A 19,356-nucleotide genomic window follows, 5' to 3' on the forward strand; every position below is an offset into this window, starting at 1 on the left:
CGTCTTTACCGTGTACTTTACCACCCAAATAGTCTAATTGTAAGCTAAAGGTGTGCGATAATTGCTGCCTTAACGAAACACCGTAACCCAAATCAACTGCAAATTTGTTAGTGGTGTTAATTGTAAATGGCACTAATCCATCAGTTATACCAACGCTAACGCCGATACTAAGTGTGTTGTACTGGCCGATACCACCAAATACCTTGGCAGTAGATGCCTCAGAAGACGTTGTAGTAGTTGCGGTTTTGGTGGAATCGGTTTGAGCATTAGCCATACCTACAACCATCAAAGAAGCAAATGACAATGCGACTGTTTTCTTTAATGTAGAATAATTCATAGTTTTTATGTTGTTGTTTTTTTATCAGCCTTATAATAGCCTTTATAATCACCTATAACTTTTTAAAAAACAAATTGTTTCGAACAATGAAAATTGATTTACAGTTATGAAATTTAAATAGCTATAAAGTTAAAATTTTAAACTATTTACCGGGTCAACTGTAATTAATCCTGCACCTCTATTCTATCTGCTTTTTTTGTTATTTTACTATCCAAGCAAAAAAGACGCCAAAATTAGAAAGTTTGCTTTCAAATTTTAAATTTTCGATACACAATAAGGATGTTATAGAGATGCAATTAATTCAACCAAGCTAACTAACCGGAAAATTTCGTGTATGCCGGCTTGTTTCCCAGTTTATTTCAAACTATACAAACTGTCTACAATAGGCTACATCAGTTGCCGTATTCGGTCACTAATGCACCATAAATTGTATAGTCGGCTGTCCATTTTCTTTTTTAGGGTTTCGGTAAATGCGTTGCACTTAGCATCTACCCATAACAAGTTGAAAAACGGAAGTCGTCCTGAGTGATAAAATTTCGTAAAATGCTGAAAGAGGGCGACAACAATTTAATCCCCAATGCCATGCCGAACTTGTTTCGGCACCCCACATGCTAAGTGTACTTCATGCGGGTCATCTGTCCTGTGGGATCCTGATCCGTTAGTTAACGGGCGGGATGCCTCCCGTTTTTAAACTTGTCATGGGTAGGGAGAATGATATACGATTTAATCCCCAATGTCATGCCGAACTTGTTTCGGCATCCCACATGCTAAGTGTACTTCATGCGGGTCAACTGTCCTGTGGGGTCCCGAAACAAGTTCGGGATGACTTCCGTTTTTTGAGTTGTTATGGGTAGGCACGAAGTATCTTAATTAATCCCCAATGTCATGCCGAACTTGTTTCGGCACCCCACATGCTAAGTGTACTTCATGCGGGTCATCTGTCCTGTGGGATCCTGATCCGTTAGTTAACGGACGGGATGCCTCTCGTTTTTAAACTTATTATGAGTACATACGAAGCACCTATCGGCAAACTTTTCTATCGCTCATGCACAACTGACATATCCTTCGTGCTTCATACGGCGTATATCAAGCTTAGCCAGGTTGCCACTCTATAGCTGCGATAAGCCGCAATAGTATTTTTGCAGGGCCCGGAAAGCAAAACAGGCCTTTCTTATTCAGAAAAGGCCTGTTGAATTGTTATAAGATCAGTTGTATCATATTACACGGGTGAGTCAAGCGGCTCCGGGTCGTTATATCCGGGGGTATCAAACGGAGAACGCTCTTTTTTAAATATGGCCGCACCAATGAGAGCTCCAATTACCCCCATTATAGCCGAACCAAAAACAGCACTAACGGCGCCTATTACTGCAAAATATTTACGGGTTATATTCATCGCCGCATCAATTTGTTCCTGCGACATCCCCTTTGCTTCCAGTTGGGCTTGTGCAGAGGCTACCGTTTTTTCCACCATTTCGGGGCTTAATACGGCGTAGTATAAATAAAGAAATATTGCTGATAAAATACCGGTAAAAACGGAGTATAAAAAACCCGACAAAAATCCTTGTCCAAAGGTCATAAATCCGCCAAGTTGGTCTTTGTATTCTTTTTGTGTTAATAATAAAAAGCCAAAGAACGGAATTAATCCAATGTACTTAACCGGCGAATTGGGGTCGAGATTTGCAAATTGAATAACATATGTTATAATTATTGATGTTACCAGATTGATCAAAGCCCACTTTATTGCGGGGGCGGATGGGCTTGCTTTTTTTACTTCCATGAGATTGTTAGGTTTATTTTTTGTTTCCCTAAATTAACTAATATTTTATAAATCAGCTAAGTCCCATCAAATATATTTAATACACCTGTTGGCAAATCATCTGCATGTAAGGCAATAACACCAAATTAAAACAGGCCTTTCCGGGTGAGAAAAGGCCTGTAAAAATCATATATACTTATTAATTAAGCTAATGCATCATTGGCTCATGAACTATATTGCTGCTGTTCGTTCTTAAAAAAAGCAGCAAAAATTAATGCTAAAACAAACAGAAATATAATAGTTATACCAAATGACTGAATTTGCTGCCCTATGGTGATGCTTTTTTCACCTTCTAAGGCCTTTTTCATATCGCTTATTTTGGCATCCACATCCTTGGCGTTTGCCGGGTGTTCTACCTTAAGTTTATTTAGCGCGTTTATCATCGCAGTTTCAGTTTTTTGAACCATATCGGGCTCTATTACTTTCGCAAACACTTTGTCTTTAATAATAAACACTACCAGGTAGGAAGCAAAAAACATGATAAAGATGCCGGTAGTAGCCTGCCGCACATTCCAGTACCCTCCTATTTTTTTCCGGAGGTTCATGCAAAACAGAATGGCTATGCCAATTGGCAATACATATGAAAACACCACCGATCCTACAGTTACTGCAACAGCCGTTTTTGCTACCTGTATCATAAAATAAAAATATAGGATACTTACTACAGACAATACAGCACCCAATATTAGTCCGTTAATTAATCCCTGTATTTTTATCTTTTTGTTTCTTTCTTCAGTCATGTTAACACGTAATTCAGGCTATTATTAAAACCTATTGAAAATTTACCAATATCTCTAAAACAGCCATATCAAAATCCGGCTCTAAAGCGTTTTCGGCTATTACAGCTTTTGCTTCGGGCGATGGATCGGTATTTTGGAAAAAACACATTACCGGGTAAAACAGCTCGGCCAGTTCAGAATCTTCGGGCAGGCTGTTGGCTACATTGGCAATTTCTTCTACCGGGCTTTCCATCAATATCTGGTTAGCTATTATAGGCTCATAAATACGGTATTCATCCTGAAACTCGTCTTCATCAACCAACAAAAATTCTTTTAAATAGTCTTCCAGTTCGGGCTCTATATCTTCATCTTCGCACTCGTTCAGGTACAGGAGCATGTTTAGCAGTTCGGTACCACGGTCAAGGGTCTGTTCCTCAATATCTTCCCACTCGGGGGTATCCAGGTAATCTTCTTCCAGCTTTTTAACATCAGCGCTAAAAAAGTTGATCATCAACAGATCAAAAAACACCTCGCGCAGGACCTCCACCTGTGGATTATTATCAAATACCTCGTCCAAAGCGTCAACTTTGGTCAGGAAATCTTCGTCGGATATAAAAACATCGCCGAAATCGCCGGTTAGTACGGTTGCATCAAAGCTGTTATATTTAGAAAATGCCTCTAAGGCCGCCTGGAAGGCAGTTTCTATTTTTGGATCTATCATGTTTTTCTATTTAGATATTTGTTTGTTGTTATATGTTAACAGCACTTTTCCTTTTAAGGTATCGCCAATGAAGGGTGAATTTACCGATTTTGATACGTTGCTTTTACTATTATACTCCCACTCGGCACCGGCATCAAAAAGTACCAGGTTGGCTTTTTCACCTTGGGCAATTACCGGCACAGCTACACCAAGTATTTCGCGTGGGTTAATGGCCAGCTTTTCTACCAGCAATTCAACCGGTAAACCCGCCTTAAGCGCAAGCGGCAACGCAGTTTGGAAACCTACCATGCCATAAGCAGCCACTTCAAATTCCACATCTTTAAATTCAATTTCGTGCGGGGTATGCTGCGATACGATAGCATCAATTGTACCATCTTTTAAACCTTTTATAAGCGCTTTTACATCATCCGCAGTACGCAATGGCGGCTTTACTTTATACTGGCTGTCGAAGCCTAATAAAGCTTCATCGGTAAGTACCAGGTGATGTGCCGCTACATCGCAGGTAACCTCCAACCCTTTGCGTTTGGCTTCGCGGATAAGATCGACAGAGCGGGCGGTTGATATGGTGCTGAAATGTATTTTAGATACGGTGTACTCGGCCAGGTAAAGGTCGCGGGCTATCATGAGCTCTTCGGCCAATGAGGGGATTCCTTTCATGCCCAACAGGGTACTGATTTCGCCTTCATTCACCTTGGCTTTGCCTGCAATAGCGGTATCTTCGGGGTACGAGAATACCATCGCATCAAAACCTTGTGCATACAGTAAAGCACGTTCCATCAAACCGGCGTCCTGCACGGGGCGGTTACCGTCAGTAAAAGCTTTGGCACCGCTCAGGAACATATCATACATTTCGGCAAGGTCTTTACCTTCGCGTTTGTGCGATATGGTGCCTAAAGGATAAACATCCACCAGGTTCCCTCTTGAACGGTTAATCAAGTATTCAACCTCGGCTTTGGAGTGCACGGGGTTTGCAGTGTTTGGCATCATGGCCAGGCCGGTAAAACCTCCGGCGGCGGCGGCCCGCGTACCCGATGTGATATCTTCCTTGGTTTCTAACCCTAATTCGCCTATGTTGCAGTTCAAATCAAAAAAACCCGGCGAAACATATTTGCCCCCGGCTTCAACCAATTTAGCATCGGCTTCAATATCATCGGCAATGCGCACGATAACTCCGTTTTCAATTAAAATATCGGTAATTTGTTGATGAAAGGGCGATCCGGGATCAAGGATAGTGGCAGATTTGATAAGCAAATTCATTAGCACCGCTTTAAGGATTTTTTGTTGATTAAACCGGCTGCTTTACCGCCGCGACACCCGGCTTAAAATACCTGATGAGCACAATTTCGGCGGCCAGAAAAATCAATGCCAAAATTATACAAAGTTTCCATAATTGTGTGCCTAAATTTGTTTCGGCAACAATACCTTTTAACGAAGCGTTACCTCCTGTAATTAAGGCGCTTGACTTTGGCATAAATTGTTTTAAAGCGGCCGGGGCCAGGTAAGTCATATCCGATTCATTCCTGCTGTCGTTAAAAGCCAGCGTAGCCAGGGTGCTGTCTTGTTTTTTTAAAGTGTAAATACCCGGTTCATGTAATTGATCAGATACGTACAATAACGTACTCCCCTCCTGCTGCCTTACATCCGGTATGGTATTTTGCTCGCCTTTGCTTAATTTAAGCAATTGCTTTTCGGTAACCTCTACAGGGGGCACCTCCAAAGCATCATCCTGCCCAAGGGTGTAAAAAAGCGGCATATCATGGCCACTTAGTAAAGCTACCCTGAACAATACGGGCACAAATAAAGCGTGCCGTGGCAGGTTGCTAAATTCTTCATCTAAGGGAACGGCCGCTACATAAACTTTGCCTTTGCCGCTGTTATAGCCGGCCCAGAATACCTGGCCGCCCGTCAGCGTCATCAGGTTATCCGCAGCGCCGTGGGCAGCACTCAACTGGTAATATTTTTTTACCACCGGCAAATCGGGATTTTGCGGAAAGCTTTCAAATACATTTTTGAATACCGGACTTTGCCGGTTGAGGACGGAGACCTTACTTATTTCGGTTATTAATTTTTCGGGATAAGCGGCGTTTATTCCTTGCAGGAACAAGCGATAATTGGCCAGGTCAGCCTCGCCCGAAGGAAAAACAACCAGCGTGCCACCTTTGGATACATAAATTTTTAACTGCTGCGCCAGGCCTGTAGATATTGCTTTAATATCGCTAATCAGAATTAAGGGATAAATGCTTAAACCGGCGTAATCCACATTACCATCGGGAACCCGTTGGGCTTTAAAAAAAGGATCGGCAGCAAAAACGGCTTTCAGGTATGGGTTGGCTATGCCTGCGTCGATCAGTAAAACAGGCATCTGCTGTGCTACGTTAAAGCTGAAATAGAATTTATTATCAAAAGTAATAGGATTGTCCTGCAATTGCACCTCGCCCAGCTGCCAGCCTGCCCGCAGGCCCATAAATGATAAGGTATCGTTTTGTACCGATCGCGCCGCAACGGTATAGCTGCCTAAAGCCTTTTGCTCGCCATTAATCAATACTTTTAAGGGAATCTTCCCGGCCTTTTCACCGGCGTAATTGTGCAGGCGCACCACCAGCTTCTCGCTTTCGCCGGGGCGATGAATAGCGCTGAGCAACCAAACAGAATCAACAGTTACGTTTGGCAGGTTACCGGCTTTAAGCTGAATAAAACTATAAGCGATACTGCTATCTGCCTTCAGTGGCTTATCAGCCATATTTTTTTGCAAATCGGATATAATATAAGCCGATTTTGTAATGCCTGGCTGAGTTAGCAGTAAACTTTGCTGCCTGCTGATAATTTGCTGTAACCTGCGGCTTTGCGGACTGGTTTTCACCTGGTCGACAGCGTCGTTAAACTCATCCCGGCTCAGCAAACGCTGGTGTTTGCCTTCAAAATCCTGTGTGAGCAGTTGAAAGCGGTCATTGATATTGTAGGCAGATGCTATCTCCTTAGCCTTTTGTTTGGCGTCATCCAATAATGATCCCTCGCGGTTAAGGGTTTGCATCGAGTATGAATTATCAACAAAAATACTTACCACATTTTGTTTACCCGCCGCAGTGGCGTTTTGCCCGGGAATAAATGGCCTGGCGAAGGCAAAAACCAAAAATGCCAAAGCCAGCAGCCTCGACACCAATATCAATCGCTCCTTTAAATTCCTGCGCGACGATTGCTGCTCCTGGATCTCCTTTAAAAACTGAACATTGCTGAAATTAACCCTCTGAAACTTCCGAAAGTTGAACAGGTGAATAATCACCGGGATGGCTAACGTAAGCAATGCAAATAAAAAAGCCGGATAGATGAAGTGCATTTACAAATGTGCAGAATACAGATGAGCAAATGATAGAATTTATTTGAGAATTTGAAGATTTGAGGATTTGAAAATCGGAATAACCTGATATTTATGTCATTGCGATAAACGAAGCAATCGCGAACTATGTGGACCTTAGCATGTCGGGGATTGCTTCGTGCCTCGCAATGACGGTACTTTAGGGCATTGATTTAGCTATATTTCGTTGCACGTCGTAACATTTTTTTCAGGTTTTACCTGATGTTACTCGTACGACAATAGTCATTTTCAAATCTTCAAATTTTCAAATCCTCAAATAATTCTTTATAGTTTCGGCTCATTATAAACCTGGAACTCGGCTATGCTTGGGGCATTATCGTAGGTTTCGATAGACATGCGCACTTTGTCGCCCTTTACCTGGGCAAAACGGTTTACTTTAACGCGGCTTAGGTTCTCGCCTTCATACAAGGTTTTCCAGGTGGCGCCGTCAAGGTATTCCAGTTTGTATTTTTTAATGTTGGGTTTGCGTTCAAATATCACCACGGTATTAAAAGGCTGGCCAGGTTTTAAGGTAACTTCGTACCATGGATTTTTTACCCTTGGGTTTGATTGCCATACACTTCCAAAATCATCATCGTTGGCAAAATCCATAATTTCAGAGTCATCGCTCCAGCTTGAGTTGGCTGGCGCGTGTTTAGCCAGGTTATGCGATACAATCGGCGGGCCTGTTTCGCCCAATTTGCCTACCGGGCCCTCATTTTTCCATAGCTGCCCTATTTGCTTTAAGCCGGCAAGCGCGTTATCGTCCATTAAACCGTCGGTGTTTGGTGCAACGTTCAGGATAAAGTTACAGCTGGCGTTATTAAGCGGGATCAGGGTTTCATTAACAAATTTATTTACATCGCGGATTGGCGTTGTAGGGAAGTCTGTTTTCCAAAACCAGTTGGCCTGGATTGGCAAACAGGCTAATGCCGGCATTTTATTGGTTTCTTTTGATAAACGCTGACCGGCGCCCATTTCATAAGTTTTAATGTCGGTATAATACAAACCATCGCCGGGGTATTTGGCGCCGTTCAAATCCATCATCAGGCAGTTTGGCTGCAATGATTTTACCAATTGATAGATTTCCTGGAAAGGAACATCGTCATAAGAGATCCTTGACCATGGTGCATCCCAGCCGTCAATAATCAAAGCTTCTATAGGGCCGTAGTTGGTAAGCAATTCGGTGATCTGCTTTTTGATCATATCGATATGCCTTGGCTGGATCATATTGGGGCGTAATTTGTGATGCGTATCTAAAATAGAGTAGTACAGCATCACCTTTAAACCTTCATCCCGGAAAGCTTTAACATACTCTTTAACCACGTCGCGTTTCAACGGGCTATTCATCACATTGTAATCGGTGCTTTTGGTATCCCAGATGCAAAAGCCACTATGGTGTTTGGTAGTTAAACAGCCATAGCTCATATTGGCCGATTTTGCGGCCTTTGCCCATTGCACGCAATCCAGCTTCGTGGGGTTGAATAGAGATGCCGGAGTTTCAGGATCGGGCCAATCGGCGTTTTGGTAGGTTGGGATATTAAAGTGGATAAACATGCCGAAACGCAGGTCGACAAATTTTTGTTGCAATTCCGAAAGCGGCAACTGCTTTTTTGAAACGCTTTGGGCGTTTAAATTGGTTATACTTAGAATAAGCGCGCTTATTAAGAACGGGATTAATTTTGTTTTGGTAGTGCTGTTAATCATAGTTTGCTAAATTAATTTAGTCAGGTGTTTGAGATAGCTAAGATTGTTAAAAACAGGTAATTAAAATTGGATTAATATTGGCATATTATTCAACGATATTGACAATGCACCTGTTTAACTTACACCCTTGTTAATTTAACCGGAGCCGTATGATAAGCATTCCACTGGCATACGTAAACGTTTTTATCTTCATCAACACATACATCGTGCCCGTGCTGAAAAATGCGGCTTGACGCTTGTAAAGTAGGCTGTAAAACACCGTTCTTATATACAGGCGCGGCACCGCCCGGGTTTGATATCACTTTATTGTCTTTATCCAGGATGGTTACAAAACCCGAATAATCAAACCTGCTGCCGCTGGCATCCTTGCTCCAGCACACACCGGCGTAAATATTTTGATCGTTAATTACGGCCCGGCAAACATACATGCCCGGCATATCAATACGCTTAATGAATTTGCCATCCATAGTAAACACTTTAAAGCAGTTTTCCTCGCGCGAGGTACAAATGAGCGTAGGGTTATTTTTATCGCGCGTATCAACCGTGATACCATGCGCATTCACCAGGTTATGGTCTTTATTGGCATTATTATGCCCGCCGAAATGACGGATATACTGCCCCTTGCTGTCGTAATGAATAATATAATCCGATCCGTAACCATCGGCCACATAAATATCGCCATTGGGGGCTACCGCGGTTTCGGTTGGCTTAAAGGCTTCATTATCCTTATAAACGCCAATGGTACGTGGGTGGCCAATGGCAAATATCAGCTTACCATCAACAGTGGTTTTCAGCACCTGGCCCGATTGCCCGTACGAGTTACCCGTTTTGTCAACTGCCCAGCCGCAATCAGTCAACAGCAAAAAATCTTCGCCGCCTTCTTTGCTGATGGTTAAGCCATGGCCACCCGGTAATGCGGTGCCCCAATAATCAAGCAGTTTGCCCGATTTATCAAAAATGAGGATGTTGTTTTGGGTATGATCGCCCAGCATGATCAAACGACCTTTACTGTCCTGGACCATTTCGTGGCAATTGGCCAGCGGATGGCTGTTTACGCTGATCTTGGCCCAGCCTTTATCGGCTTTGTAGGTGTATCCCCCCTGCCCTATGGTCTGGTCGTCGGGTTGCAGGTCCTTGTGCAAAATAGCAAAACTATTTACCGGCGCAGCAGCCACCAATGCCGACGCGATGGCCGAGTTTTTTATAAAATTCCTTCTTTCCATAATGTAATAGTATCAAGTAGTAAGTATCAAGTATCAAGACAGCTGCGGAACGCGGTTGGCTTTTCAATTGGTGTTTAATTGGTTAATAAAATAGTATCAAGTAGTTAGTAGCAAGTATCAAGATAGCTGCGGAACGCGGTTGGCTTTTTAATTGGTTAATAAAATAGTATCAAGCAGTTAGTAGCAGGTATCAAGATAGCTGCGGAACGTGGCTGGCTCTTTTATAATTGTTTAATTGGTTAACGTAGTTTCTAATATCTGAATATTTTTAGATATAAATTTGAATTTTATATCTCAACTTTACTTATCTCTTAAAATGCCACGATCATTGCTGCCCTAAGTTTTAATGGAAATTTCACTGTCGAATTCAATTTCGCTAATATCCGATTGATTTGCATAAAAAAAACCAAATTTTAATTTTATTAAAACATTGATTATCAGCCACAATGCGTTCAATATGTCGTTTTTTAAATTCATAAGCCCCTGACTATCAAAACCAAGGCGTTCCACACCGTTCCGGGTGTTTCAGCGTTCCAGAGGAACGCCTGTAAAAATCTTGATACTTGATACTAGCTACTTGATACTAAAAATGATACTAACTCAAAATATCCCTCACCACCTTGCCCTCTACATCTGTTAGCCTGAAACGGCGGCCCTGGAACTGGTAGGTAAGCAACTCGTGATTGATACCCATCAGGTGCAGCAGCGTGGCCTGGAAATCGTGCACATGTACCGGATCTTTTACAATATTGTAGCTAAAATCATCCGTTTCGCCGTAGCTGATGCCGTGTTTTACACCTGCGCCGGCCATCCACATGGTAAAGCAGCGCGGGTGATGGTCGCGGCCATAATTATTGGCAGTTAGTTTGCCTTGGGAGTATGCGGTGCGGCCAAATTCGCCGCCCCATATTACCAGGGTATCATCCAGCATGCCGCGTTGTTTCAGGTCTTTTATCAGCGCTGCCGTAGCCTGGTCGGTTGCCTTACATTGGCCGGCTATGCCCGATGGCAGGTTGCTATGCTGATCCCAGCCCTGGTGGTATAACTGCACAAACTTTACATCTTTTTCCAGCAGTTTTCGCGCAAGCAGGCAATTGGCAGCATAGGTGCCGGGGTCTTTACTATCGGGGCCGTACATGTCAAAAATTTCTTTGGGCTCATTGGCGGTGCTCATTACCTCGGGTACCGATGTTTGCATGCGGGCAGCCATTTCATACTGGGCTATGCGGGCATCTACTTCCGGATCGGCATACGCGGCGTTTTGCAGGTTGTTGAGTTTAGAAAGGTATTCCAGCATTTCCTTTCTATCGGCGCCATCATAGCCTTCGGGGTTATTCAGGAACAAAACAGGGTCTTTACCCGAACCAAACTGCACACCCTGGAATTTGGATGGCAGGAAACCGTTACCCCACAGCCGGGCGTACAAAGGCTGATCTTTAGGTGCGTTTTTTGAAACCAGTACAATAAAGGTAGGCAGGTTTTGATTATCTGACCCTAAACCATAGCTAATCCAGGAACCTATCGATGGCCTGCCCGGCAGCTGATTGCCAGTTTGCAGGAAAGTTATAGCCGGATCGTGGTTTATAGCTTCCGAATACAGCGATTTTACGATACATAGCTCATCTACCACCTGCGCGGTATAAGGCATCAGCTCGCTCATCCAGGTTTGGCTTTGGCCGTGCCGGTTAAATTTACAGTACGATGGGGCCAGCGGCAGCACGCTCTGGTTGGCGCTCATGCCGGTAAGCCTTTGCCCCTGCCTCACCGAATCGGGCAGGTTTTGGCCAAGCATGGTAGCCAGTTTGGGCTTGTAATCAAAAGTTTCAAATTGCGATGGCCCGCCTGCCTGGAACAGGTATACTACCCTTTTGGCCTTTGGGGCAATCTGCGGCAGGGCGCTCAAAATATCATCCTCCAGGCTGCCGGGACGTTTAAGCGGGCTGCCAAAAACACTGTTGCCAAACAACGATCCAACGGCCAGCGCGCCCAAACCCAGCGAAGTTTTGGTTAAAAAATTGCGCCTGTCCATCTTCCGGTGAAGCTCATCGAATTCCGGCGTATGCAACCTGAATTCCTCATCATGGTGAAAATCCGACATGGGTGTTTTATCTTTTGGTTAATGATGCATCTGAATTTAAAATGGCGCTGGCCACCACGGTATTGGCGGCTATTAAAGCGCCGTCCAGCTTTTTATCTACCCGGTATTGGCCGGCAGTAAGCCAGCCCTTTTGTTTCTCGGGGTGTGTTTTAAACTTCTTGAGTTCCGCCTGTTGCAGGGCCATTAACAGGCTTACTTGTTCGGCGGTTGGGTTCCGGCTGGTTAGTTTGCGGTAGGCGGTAGCTATAGCTGCCTTGCCATCAGCGTTTCGGGTCATTTGCTCGCCCAAAACTTTGGCAGCCTCCACAAACGTAGGATCATTCAGGGTTACCAATGCCTGCAATGGCGTATTGGTTTTTTGCCTGCGGATAATACAATAGCTTCGCGATGGCGCATCAAAAGTAGCAAGTGTTGGGTTGGGGACAGATCGTTTTACAATTACGTACAAACTGCGCCGGTACACCGCCTTTCCTGTATCCGGCGTGTAGGTGGTATTGTTAATTTCCCATAAACCCGCGGGCTGGTATGGTTTTATACTTTTGCCGCCTATTTGGGTATTTAACAACCCGCTGGCAAATAAGGCATTGTCGCGGATCATCTCGGCAGGCATCCGATACGCCGGGCCGTGCGACAGGTAGCGATTTTCAGGGTCTTTCTCGGCGGCCTCTTTAGCCGGCCGTGAATCCTGGCGGTATGTAGCCGACATCACGATCAGTTTATTCAAAACTTTCATATCCCAGCCTTGCTCAACAAATGTAGTGGCCAGCCAATCCAGCAATTCGGGGTGGCTTGGCATTTCGCCCTGGTTGCCAAAATCCTCGCTGGTTTTCACCAGGCCGGTTCCAAAAAAGTTTTGCCACAAACGGTTTACCGCTACCCTTGCTACCAACGGATTATCGGCATTGGTAGCCCATTGCGCCAGGCCATACCTGTTTTTAGGCAAATCGGCCGCAAATGGCAATATAGCTTCTGGCGTGTTGGGAAAAACCTGTTCGCCGGGCATATCGTAATTGCCGCGGTTAAGCAGGTACGAGTTTTTAGGCTTAGCCATTTCCTGCATCACCATCAACTCGGCCACGTTTTCGGTCGAATCTGATAAAGTAGTGCGCAAAGCGGTTAACTTTTTTGTTTCGGCAAGCATCAGCGGGTCAACGGCTGTAAGGTAGTAGGTTTTTAGCTTACCAATATCATCGGCGGCTAAGGCCTCCTTGCTTTTTGCAGCCACCTGCTGCCAGCTATCCTTTTGGGCCAATATTTTCACCTCGAAAGCGGTAAGGGTCCGGTTGTACACCACAATATCATCTACCTTTCCATCTTTAAAACCACGCCCGCGTTCCCATGCGCCAACCTGTAAGCCCGGCTGGCTATCGCCTATAAATAAAATGTCCTTGGTAAGCCGATCCATGGTTGTTTCCATTTTCATCTCGTTGCCATCCAGGTACAGTTTAAAACCATCCGCTTTTGACGATCCATCATAGGTGGCAGTAAGCTGTATCCACTTATCGCGCGGCACATCATCAACAGTAACCAGGGTTATTGAATTTGAAGGCCCGGTGTGGGCCATGTTGAGCTCCAACTTATTATTTTTGAGGTATAAATGATAGCCCCTGAAATTGTATAGCCGTTCGGAATTACCTTTATGGAAAATAACACCTTCGCCCAACTGTTTAGGAATGTTAACCCAAACACCGATACTAAAGGGCTGCGACTTGCGGAATACGCCAATCTTATTCAAATCCAGCCAGGTATCGCCATTTAAGGCCAATGCCTTGCCATCGCCTTTAGCCTCAAATAAAGGTGCATCGCCGGCCTGGCCGCCTTCGCGTTTCATGGTACCGATGTCTTTAGTATTCACGTTGCTTGCCAGGTCGCCTTTATCAAAATTAAAACAGGCCTGTAAGCCATTGGCAGGGATTTTTTCAGTGGCCAGTTTTTTATATTCGCCATCGGCAAGCCATTTATCAAAATCAGCTACAGCCTTACTTTCTGTTTGGGCAATGGTGTTTTTTTGCTGCGCGATGTTGTCATTAATAAAAGCAAGTATTTTTTCCTTTTGAGCTGTTGGCAGCATTAATGTTGGCGTTGGCAAGGCATCGTCCCAGGATATTTGCCCCGCCTCTTTTACGTTATTAAAAAAGCTGAACAGCTGGTAATAATTCTTTTGCGATATCGGGTCGAATTTATGATCATGGCATTTGGCGCAGCCTACGGTCATGCCTAATACCGCGCTGCCAAAGGTATTGGTACGGTCAATCACATATTCGGTTTGGTATTCCTCTTCAACAACGCCGCCTTCCATATTTTGCTGGTGATTGCGGTTAAAGGCGGTAGCGATGATCATATCTTTTGTTGGGTGCGGCATTAAATCGCCGGCCAACTGCCACTGGATAAATTTATCGTAGCTAAAGTTGCTGTTAAAAGCCTTAATCACCCAATCGCGGTAGGGCGACATATCCCTTATCCTATCTACCGTGTACCCATGCGAATCAGCAAAACGGGCGGCATCCAGCCAGTCCACCGCCATTTTTTCGCCATAATGGGGAGATGCCAGCAGGCGGTCTACCTGTTTTTCATAGGCATTGGGTGATGTATCTTTTAAGTAATCATCAATTTCTTTTAATGTCGGCGGCAGACCGGTAAGGTCAAGCGACAGCCTGCGCAACAACAATTCTTTATCGGCTTCTTTAGATGGCAGCAGGTTTTGCCGCTTAAGCCCGGCCAGCACAAAATTATCAATAGGGTTATTCACAACGCCATCAACCACGGGTACGGCTGCTTTTACCGGTTTTACAAAGGCCCAATGGGGTTTATATACAGCCCCGTTTTTTATCCATTTTATAATGACAGCCTTTTCGTAAGCCGACAATGTATGATGCGATTCGGGAGCCGGCATCAGGTAGGTTGAATTGGTTGATAAGATACGTTTAACCACCTCGCTATGCTGCAGGTCGCCGGGTTTAATGGCAACCACGCCTATATCGTCGGGTATTTCGGCGTAGGCATTTGCAGCTATATCCAGCCTTAAACCTGCTTTTTGCTTGTTTTTATCGGGACCATGGCAGGCAAAGCATTTGTTGGATAGTATGGGCTTTACATCAATGTTATAATCAACCGTTGGCGGCAAGGCATCGTATGCTTTTTGCACATCGGCGGGCAAGTCGACAGCCGATGAATAAAAAAATAAACCGCTGCCTGTTACCATTACGGCACTTAGCGTCACTAAAAAAGACCTCAGCATAATAAAATTTATCGGTTTTATAATCAGCATAAATCTACGGGGAGCTACTGATTAAAAATTTCACAAAGGCCACATCAATTTGCACAAACCCGACTTTAACAGAACATTATAGCGATAAATTTATTAATTTGCATTCCCTTATAGGTATGAACAAAAGCGTTTTAAGATCGACATTCAATTTACTGAACATTGATCATGTAGAGCTGAACAAAAACTGGAACTATAAAAACGTGACCAGTACATTTTACCGGCTGTATTATATCGACGGCGGCGAAGGTGTGCTGTATAATGCCGATAGCAGCATTAAACTGGAGCCCGGCTTTGTTTATCTTATCCCGAGTTTTACTACCTGCAACTATTATTGCGACAATTATTTAAGCCAGTATTATATCTGCTTTGCCGAAGAATCTGTTGATGGAGCATCATTATTTTCATCAAACCGTAAAATATTCAAGTTAAAAGCTGCCGATAATGCCCTGGCATGTTTTAAGCGTATACTGCAGTTAAACCCTAACAGGAGTTTGTATATATCCTACAATCCCAAAGTATATGAAAAACGCCCGGTGCAAAAAAACTTCGAGGAATTGAACCAGCTGACGCATGCCTCGGCTTATATGGAAACTTACGGCTTGCTTTTGCAATTGGTATCGATATTTTTAAAACCGGATATTTTTTTGATGGAGGATAAAAGCATCATCCACTCTAAAATATCTGATGCTATCAATTATATACAAACCAACCTGCACCAGAACATCACAGTTGCCCAGCTGGCCAAACGCGCCAACCATAATGCTGACTATTTCTCGCGCCTGTTTTTTGAGAATACCGGCGAACGGCCCTTAACCTATATCCAATCAAAACGCATTGAACGGGCGCAGTTACTGCTTACCACAACTAACCTGCCTTTTTATGAAATAGCTGCCGAGACCGGGTTTGAGAGCCTTGCTTATTTTTCGAGGATATTCAGGAATATTACCGGGCAAACACCCGGATCATATAAAAAAAACAGCCTGGTGATGTAGAGAATTAGCCCATTTCGCTATTAAATTCTGATTAATGCAAATAAAATATTAGTTTTAAAATTGTTTGCCTAAACATTGGGCGCAAATTGAAAATTTGATTCTTTATGATAGGAGTAGAACCTGCTGTAACCATTTTTCTTTGTACCCAGCTACGCAAAAGCTTAAAAGACAGGGGTATTGTTAGCGAATGGGATAAGTACCTGATGTATGTTTTATATGGCGCTGCTGCCATAATGATGGGGAGCATTTTTCTTGAAAAAGAAGGGCTCATCAGGTGGGCAGGTCACATGTTGTTAGTCTGGCTAATTTCGTTGCCTTTTACAAGGCCTGAATTTAAAGAAAACAGGTCCATTATTAACTGGGTGCTTCCTTTTGCCGCCGCTGTTATTATCAGCGACCTTATATTGTTGGTTGTACCCCAATTCCATGAGGAGCACGACCAACTTTTCAACAACTTTGTAAACTTTACCGTGCTCTGGCTTTTTGCCATGTGGTGGATAAACCGCAAACAAGCCAAAGCACTTGAAACAGAACGGATAAAACGCCGTAACGAAGAGGAACAAAACCGGATGATGGCCGCTATGAAGGTTAACCTGGAAAGCGAAGTAAAGCAACGTACCGCCGAACTCACCAACCAGAAAGAAGAACTGCAACTCGCCCTATCCGAACTAAGAAGCACCCAGGCACAACTGGTACAACAGGAAAAAATGGCATCGCTGGGTGAACTTACCGCAGGTATAGCCCATGAAATTCAAAACCCGCTTAATTTTGTAAACAACTTTAGCGAGGTGAGTATCGAATTACTGGACGAACTTAAGGATGAGGTATTAAGCAAGCTTCCCGACGATATTAAACAGGAAGCTGATGACATCATAAGCGATATTACTCAAAACCTAACCAAAATAAACCAGCACGGCAAACGTGCTGATGCCATTGTAAAAGGGATGCTGCAGCATTCGCGCACCACCACGGGCAAAAAAGAGCCGACCGATATTAACGCCCTTGCCGATGAATACCTGCGCCTGAGCTACCACGGTTTGCGGGCAAAAGACAAAATGTTTAACGCCGGCATGAAAACCAGCTTCGACGACAATATTGGTAAAATTGAAGCCATTCCGCAGGATTTGGGGAGGGTTTTACTAAACCTGTTTAACAATTCGTTTTACTCAGTAGCCGAAAAGAAAAAGCAAAACATTGCCGGTTATGAGCCTACTGTAACGGTGGTTACCCGAAAATTACCAAACGCCGTTGAAATTACCGTAAGCGATAATGGTACCGGCATACCACAAAAGGTATTGGATAAAATATATCAACCATTTTTTACCACTAAACCTACGGGACAGGGAACGGGGTTAGGCCTATCTATGAGTTATGATATTATTACCAAAGGCCATGGCGGAGATTTAAAAGTGGAGACTGCCGAGGGCGAGTTTGCTAAGTTTGTGATCACCATTCCCGATGTCAAAGCCAATTAACGGCAAAACAGCCGTAACAATCGTGTTTTAACTGCCTGTTAAATCAATACAAAACCTAAATTTGAAACGAGAATAAAACTATGAAAATACTTGTTGTTGATGACGAGGCTGATGTACAACCATTGTTTTTGCAACGCTTTCGCAAAGAGATAAAAAACGGCGATATCGAGTTTAATTTCGCCCAATCGGGCGAGGAAGCCATGTCGTTTTTGGCGATTAACCATTCGGAAGTGATCCTGATCCTGTCCGATATTAACATGCCCGGCATGACGGGGTTGGAATTGCTTGACAAAATAAGGCACACTTACGAAAAACCGCCACCGGTGGTCATGATGATTACTGCTTATGGCGATGATGAAAACTACCAAAAATCGATGGAGCTGGGCGCTAATGACTTTTTAACCAAGCCCCTTGATTTTAATAATTTAAAAGAAAAACTAAAACACCTAGAACAATAATGGCCAAAATACTGGTGGTTGATGATGAATTGGACCTGGAATTATTGATTAAACAAAAATTCAGGAAAAAGATCCGTGAAAAAGTATATGATTTTGTATTCGCCCATAACGGTTTTGAAGCATTAAGCAAACTTGCCGAAGACCCGGAAATTGATATGATTTTGAGTGATATCAATATGCCCGAAATGGATGGCCTTACCCTGCTTACCAAACTGCCCGAAGCCAACCCTATTATAAAAGCTGTAATGGTATCGGCCTACAGCGATATGGATAATATTCGCACTGCCATGAACCGCGGCGCATTTGACTTTGTGGTTAAACCGGTAAATTTCGACGACCTGGATATTACCATCGAAAAAACTTTGATGCATGTGCTGGAATTAAAAAAAACCATGCAGGCCATTAAGGAGAACAACATCCTTAAAATGTATGTGGATGAGAATGTGCTCAACTTCATGACCCATAAGGAGTTTGAAACAAGCCTGCTGAGCAACGAGACGGTTGACGCCACTGTTTTATTCATCGATATCTGCGGCTTCACGGCCATATCCGAACATGTACCGGCCAACGCCGTTGTTACCTTGATTAACAAGCTTTTTGACATGATGGTGCAGGAAATTATAGCGCAAACCGGCCATATTGATAAATTTATGGGCGACGCTGTTATGGCGGTGTTCAGGGGCGAATACCACCTTGACCGTGCCATTGACGCCGCTCTTGCCGTGCGCGAAAAAATGCATGGCACCGAAGCCATAGTTTATGGCGATAAAACATTTAAACCAGATGTATCTATTGGCATCAATTCGGGCGAAATGATATCGGGCAACATTGGCTCCGCTACATTAAAACGCCTGGATTATACCGTAATTGGCGATGCCGTAAACCTTGCCCAACGCTTGCAAGGTGTAGCCAGGGCCAACCAGATTGTTGTTACCGAAGAAGTTTACCACAAAGCCAAAGAATCCTTCGAACTAAAAAAGATTGGCGAAGTGGCGCTGAAGAATAAGGCATTGCCCGTGGAGATTTATGAGGTAGTTTCTTAGGATAGTAGTAAGTATCAAGTAGTAAGTATCAAGACTGCTGCAACAATTAGTATCAAGTCGCAAGTATCAAGTCTGTTGCAATAATTAATATCAAGTAGTCAGTATTGAGACCGCTGATATTATCCCCGCAGTCCAAAAGCTCTTTAT

Annotated in this window: 13 protein-coding genes and 1 pseudogene; 4 read left to right on the top strand and 10 right to left on the bottom strand. The window is 43.8% G+C overall.

What is annotated here, in order from left to right:
• The 10 genes and pseudogenes from AC1DXF_RS04550 to AC1DXF_RS04595 all read right to left on the bottom strand — a co-directional run.
• Positions 1–337: pseudogene (locus AC1DXF_RS04550) on the bottom strand (OmpA family protein); the annotation flags it as partial.
• Positions 338–1,556: 1,219 nt separating this feature from the next.
• Positions 1,557–2,114 (bottom strand): DUF4199 domain-containing protein, encoded by a 558-nt coding sequence (locus AC1DXF_RS04555; protein WP_477446576.1) that lies wholly within the window; start codon positions 2,112–2,114, stop codon positions 1,557–1,559.
• Between the two features lie 203 nt (positions 2,115–2,317).
• Positions 2,318–2,893, bottom strand: coding sequence for a DUF4199 domain-containing protein (locus AC1DXF_RS04560; protein WP_477446578.1), 576 nt, complete (start codon positions 2,891–2,893; stop codon positions 2,318–2,320).
• A 31-nt stretch (positions 2,894–2,924) separates the two neighbouring features.
• Positions 2,925–3,593, bottom strand: a complete 669-nt coding sequence (locus AC1DXF_RS04565; protein WP_477446580.1) for a hypothetical protein — start codon at positions 3,591–3,593, stop codon at positions 2,925–2,927.
• A gap of 6 nt (positions 3,594–3,599) precedes the next feature.
• Positions 3,600–4,850: a dihydroorotase gene (locus AC1DXF_RS04570; protein WP_477446582.1), complete on the bottom strand. Its 1,251-nt coding sequence runs from the start codon at positions 4,848–4,850 to the stop codon at positions 3,600–3,602.
• A 28-nt stretch (positions 4,851–4,878) separates the two neighbouring features.
• Positions 4,879–6,927 (bottom strand): BatA domain-containing protein, encoded by a 2,049-nt coding sequence (locus AC1DXF_RS04575; RefSeq protein ID WP_477446584.1) that lies wholly within the window; start codon positions 6,925–6,927, stop codon positions 4,879–4,881.
• Positions 6,928–7,230: 303 nt separating this feature from the next.
• A complete protein-coding gene (locus tag AC1DXF_RS04580; protein ID WP_477446586.1) occupies positions 7,231–8,652 on the bottom strand; it encodes an alpha-L-fucosidase in 1,422 nt (473 codons plus the stop codon).
• A 119-nt stretch (positions 8,653–8,771) separates the two neighbouring features.
• Positions 8,772–9,875, bottom strand: coding sequence for a twin-arginine translocation signal domain-containing protein (locus AC1DXF_RS04585; RefSeq protein ID WP_477446588.1), 1,104 nt, complete (start codon positions 9,873–9,875; stop codon positions 8,772–8,774).
• Between the two features lie 595 nt (positions 9,876–10,470).
• Positions 10,471–11,973 (bottom strand): DUF1501 domain-containing protein, encoded by a 1,503-nt coding sequence (locus AC1DXF_RS04590; protein WP_477446590.1) that lies wholly within the window; start codon positions 11,971–11,973, stop codon positions 10,471–10,473.
• A 7-nt stretch (positions 11,974–11,980) separates the two neighbouring features.
• Positions 11,981–15,211, bottom strand: a complete 3,231-nt coding sequence (locus AC1DXF_RS04595) for a DUF1553 domain-containing protein (RefSeq protein ID WP_477446592.1) — start codon at positions 15,209–15,211, stop codon at positions 11,981–11,983.
• 146 nt (positions 15,212–15,357) lie between these two features.
• Here AC1DXF_RS04595 and AC1DXF_RS04600 point away from each other — a divergent pair, with 146 nt between their 5' ends.
• From AC1DXF_RS04600 to AC1DXF_RS04615, 4 genes are all read left to right on the top strand, one after another.
• Complete coding sequence (locus AC1DXF_RS04600; protein WP_477446594.1) at positions 15,358–16,233, top strand: helix-turn-helix domain-containing protein; 876 nt, start codon at positions 15,358–15,360, stop codon at positions 16,231–16,233.
• 104 nt (positions 16,234–16,337) lie between these two features.
• Positions 16,338–17,708, top strand: coding sequence for a sensor histidine kinase (locus AC1DXF_RS04605; RefSeq protein ID WP_477446596.1), 1,371 nt, complete (start codon positions 16,338–16,340; stop codon positions 17,706–17,708).
• Positions 17,709–17,788: 80 nt separating this feature from the next.
• Positions 17,789–18,166, top strand: coding sequence for a response regulator (locus AC1DXF_RS04610; protein WP_477446597.1), 378 nt, complete (start codon positions 17,789–17,791; stop codon positions 18,164–18,166).
• A complete protein-coding gene (locus AC1DXF_RS04615; protein ID WP_477446599.1) occupies positions 18,166–19,209 on the top strand; it encodes an adenylate/guanylate cyclase domain-containing protein in 1,044 nt (347 codons plus the stop codon). The genes AC1DXF_RS04610 and AC1DXF_RS04615 overlap by 1 nt, the downstream gene beginning before the upstream one ends.
• The last annotated feature ends 147 nt before the right edge of the window (positions 19,210–19,356 follow it).

The organism is Mucilaginibacter sp. P2_A5 (assembly GCF_056404995.1).

Coding starts and splice junctions, on each gene's coding strand:
- AC1DXF_RS04555 (WP_477446576.1), bottom strand. CDS start 2,114: ATGGAAGTAAAAAAAGCAAGCCCATCCGCCCCCGCAATAAAGTGGGCT.
- AC1DXF_RS04560 (WP_477446578.1), bottom strand. CDS start 2,893: ATGACTGAAGAAAGAAACAAAAAGATAAAAATACAGGGATTAATTAAC.
- AC1DXF_RS04565 (WP_477446580.1), bottom strand. CDS start 3,593: ATGATAGATCCAAAAATAGAAACTGCCTTCCAGGCGGCCTTAGAGGCA.
- AC1DXF_RS04570 (WP_477446582.1), bottom strand. CDS start 4,850: ATGAATTTGCTTATCAAATCTGCCACTATCCTTGATCCCGGATCGCCC.
- AC1DXF_RS04575 (WP_477446584.1), bottom strand. CDS start 6,927: ATGCACTTCATCTATCCGGCTTTTTTATTTGCATTGCTTACGTTAGCC.
- AC1DXF_RS04580 (WP_477446586.1), bottom strand. CDS start 8,652: ATGATTAACAGCACTACCAAAACAAAATTAATCCCGTTCTTAATAAGC.
- AC1DXF_RS04585 (WP_477446588.1), bottom strand. CDS start 9,875: ATGGAAAGAAGGAATTTTATAAAAAACTCGGCCATCGCGTCGGCATTG.
- AC1DXF_RS04590 (WP_477446590.1), bottom strand. CDS start 11,973: ATGTCGGATTTTCACCATGATGAGGAATTCAGGTTGCATACGCCGGAA.
- AC1DXF_RS04595 (WP_477446592.1), bottom strand. CDS start 15,211: ATGCTGAGGTCTTTTTTAGTGACGCTAAGTGCCGTAATGGTAACAGGC.
- AC1DXF_RS04600 (WP_477446594.1), top strand. CDS start 15,358: ATGAACAAAAGCGTTTTAAGATCGACATTCAATTTACTGAACATTGAT.
- AC1DXF_RS04605 (WP_477446596.1), top strand. CDS start 16,338: ATGATAGGAGTAGAACCTGCTGTAACCATTTTTCTTTGTACCCAGCTA.
- AC1DXF_RS04610 (WP_477446597.1), top strand. CDS start 17,789: ATGAAAATACTTGTTGTTGATGACGAGGCTGATGTACAACCATTGTTT.
- AC1DXF_RS04615 (WP_477446599.1), top strand. CDS start 18,166: ATGGCCAAAATACTGGTGGTTGATGATGAATTGGACCTGGAATTATTG.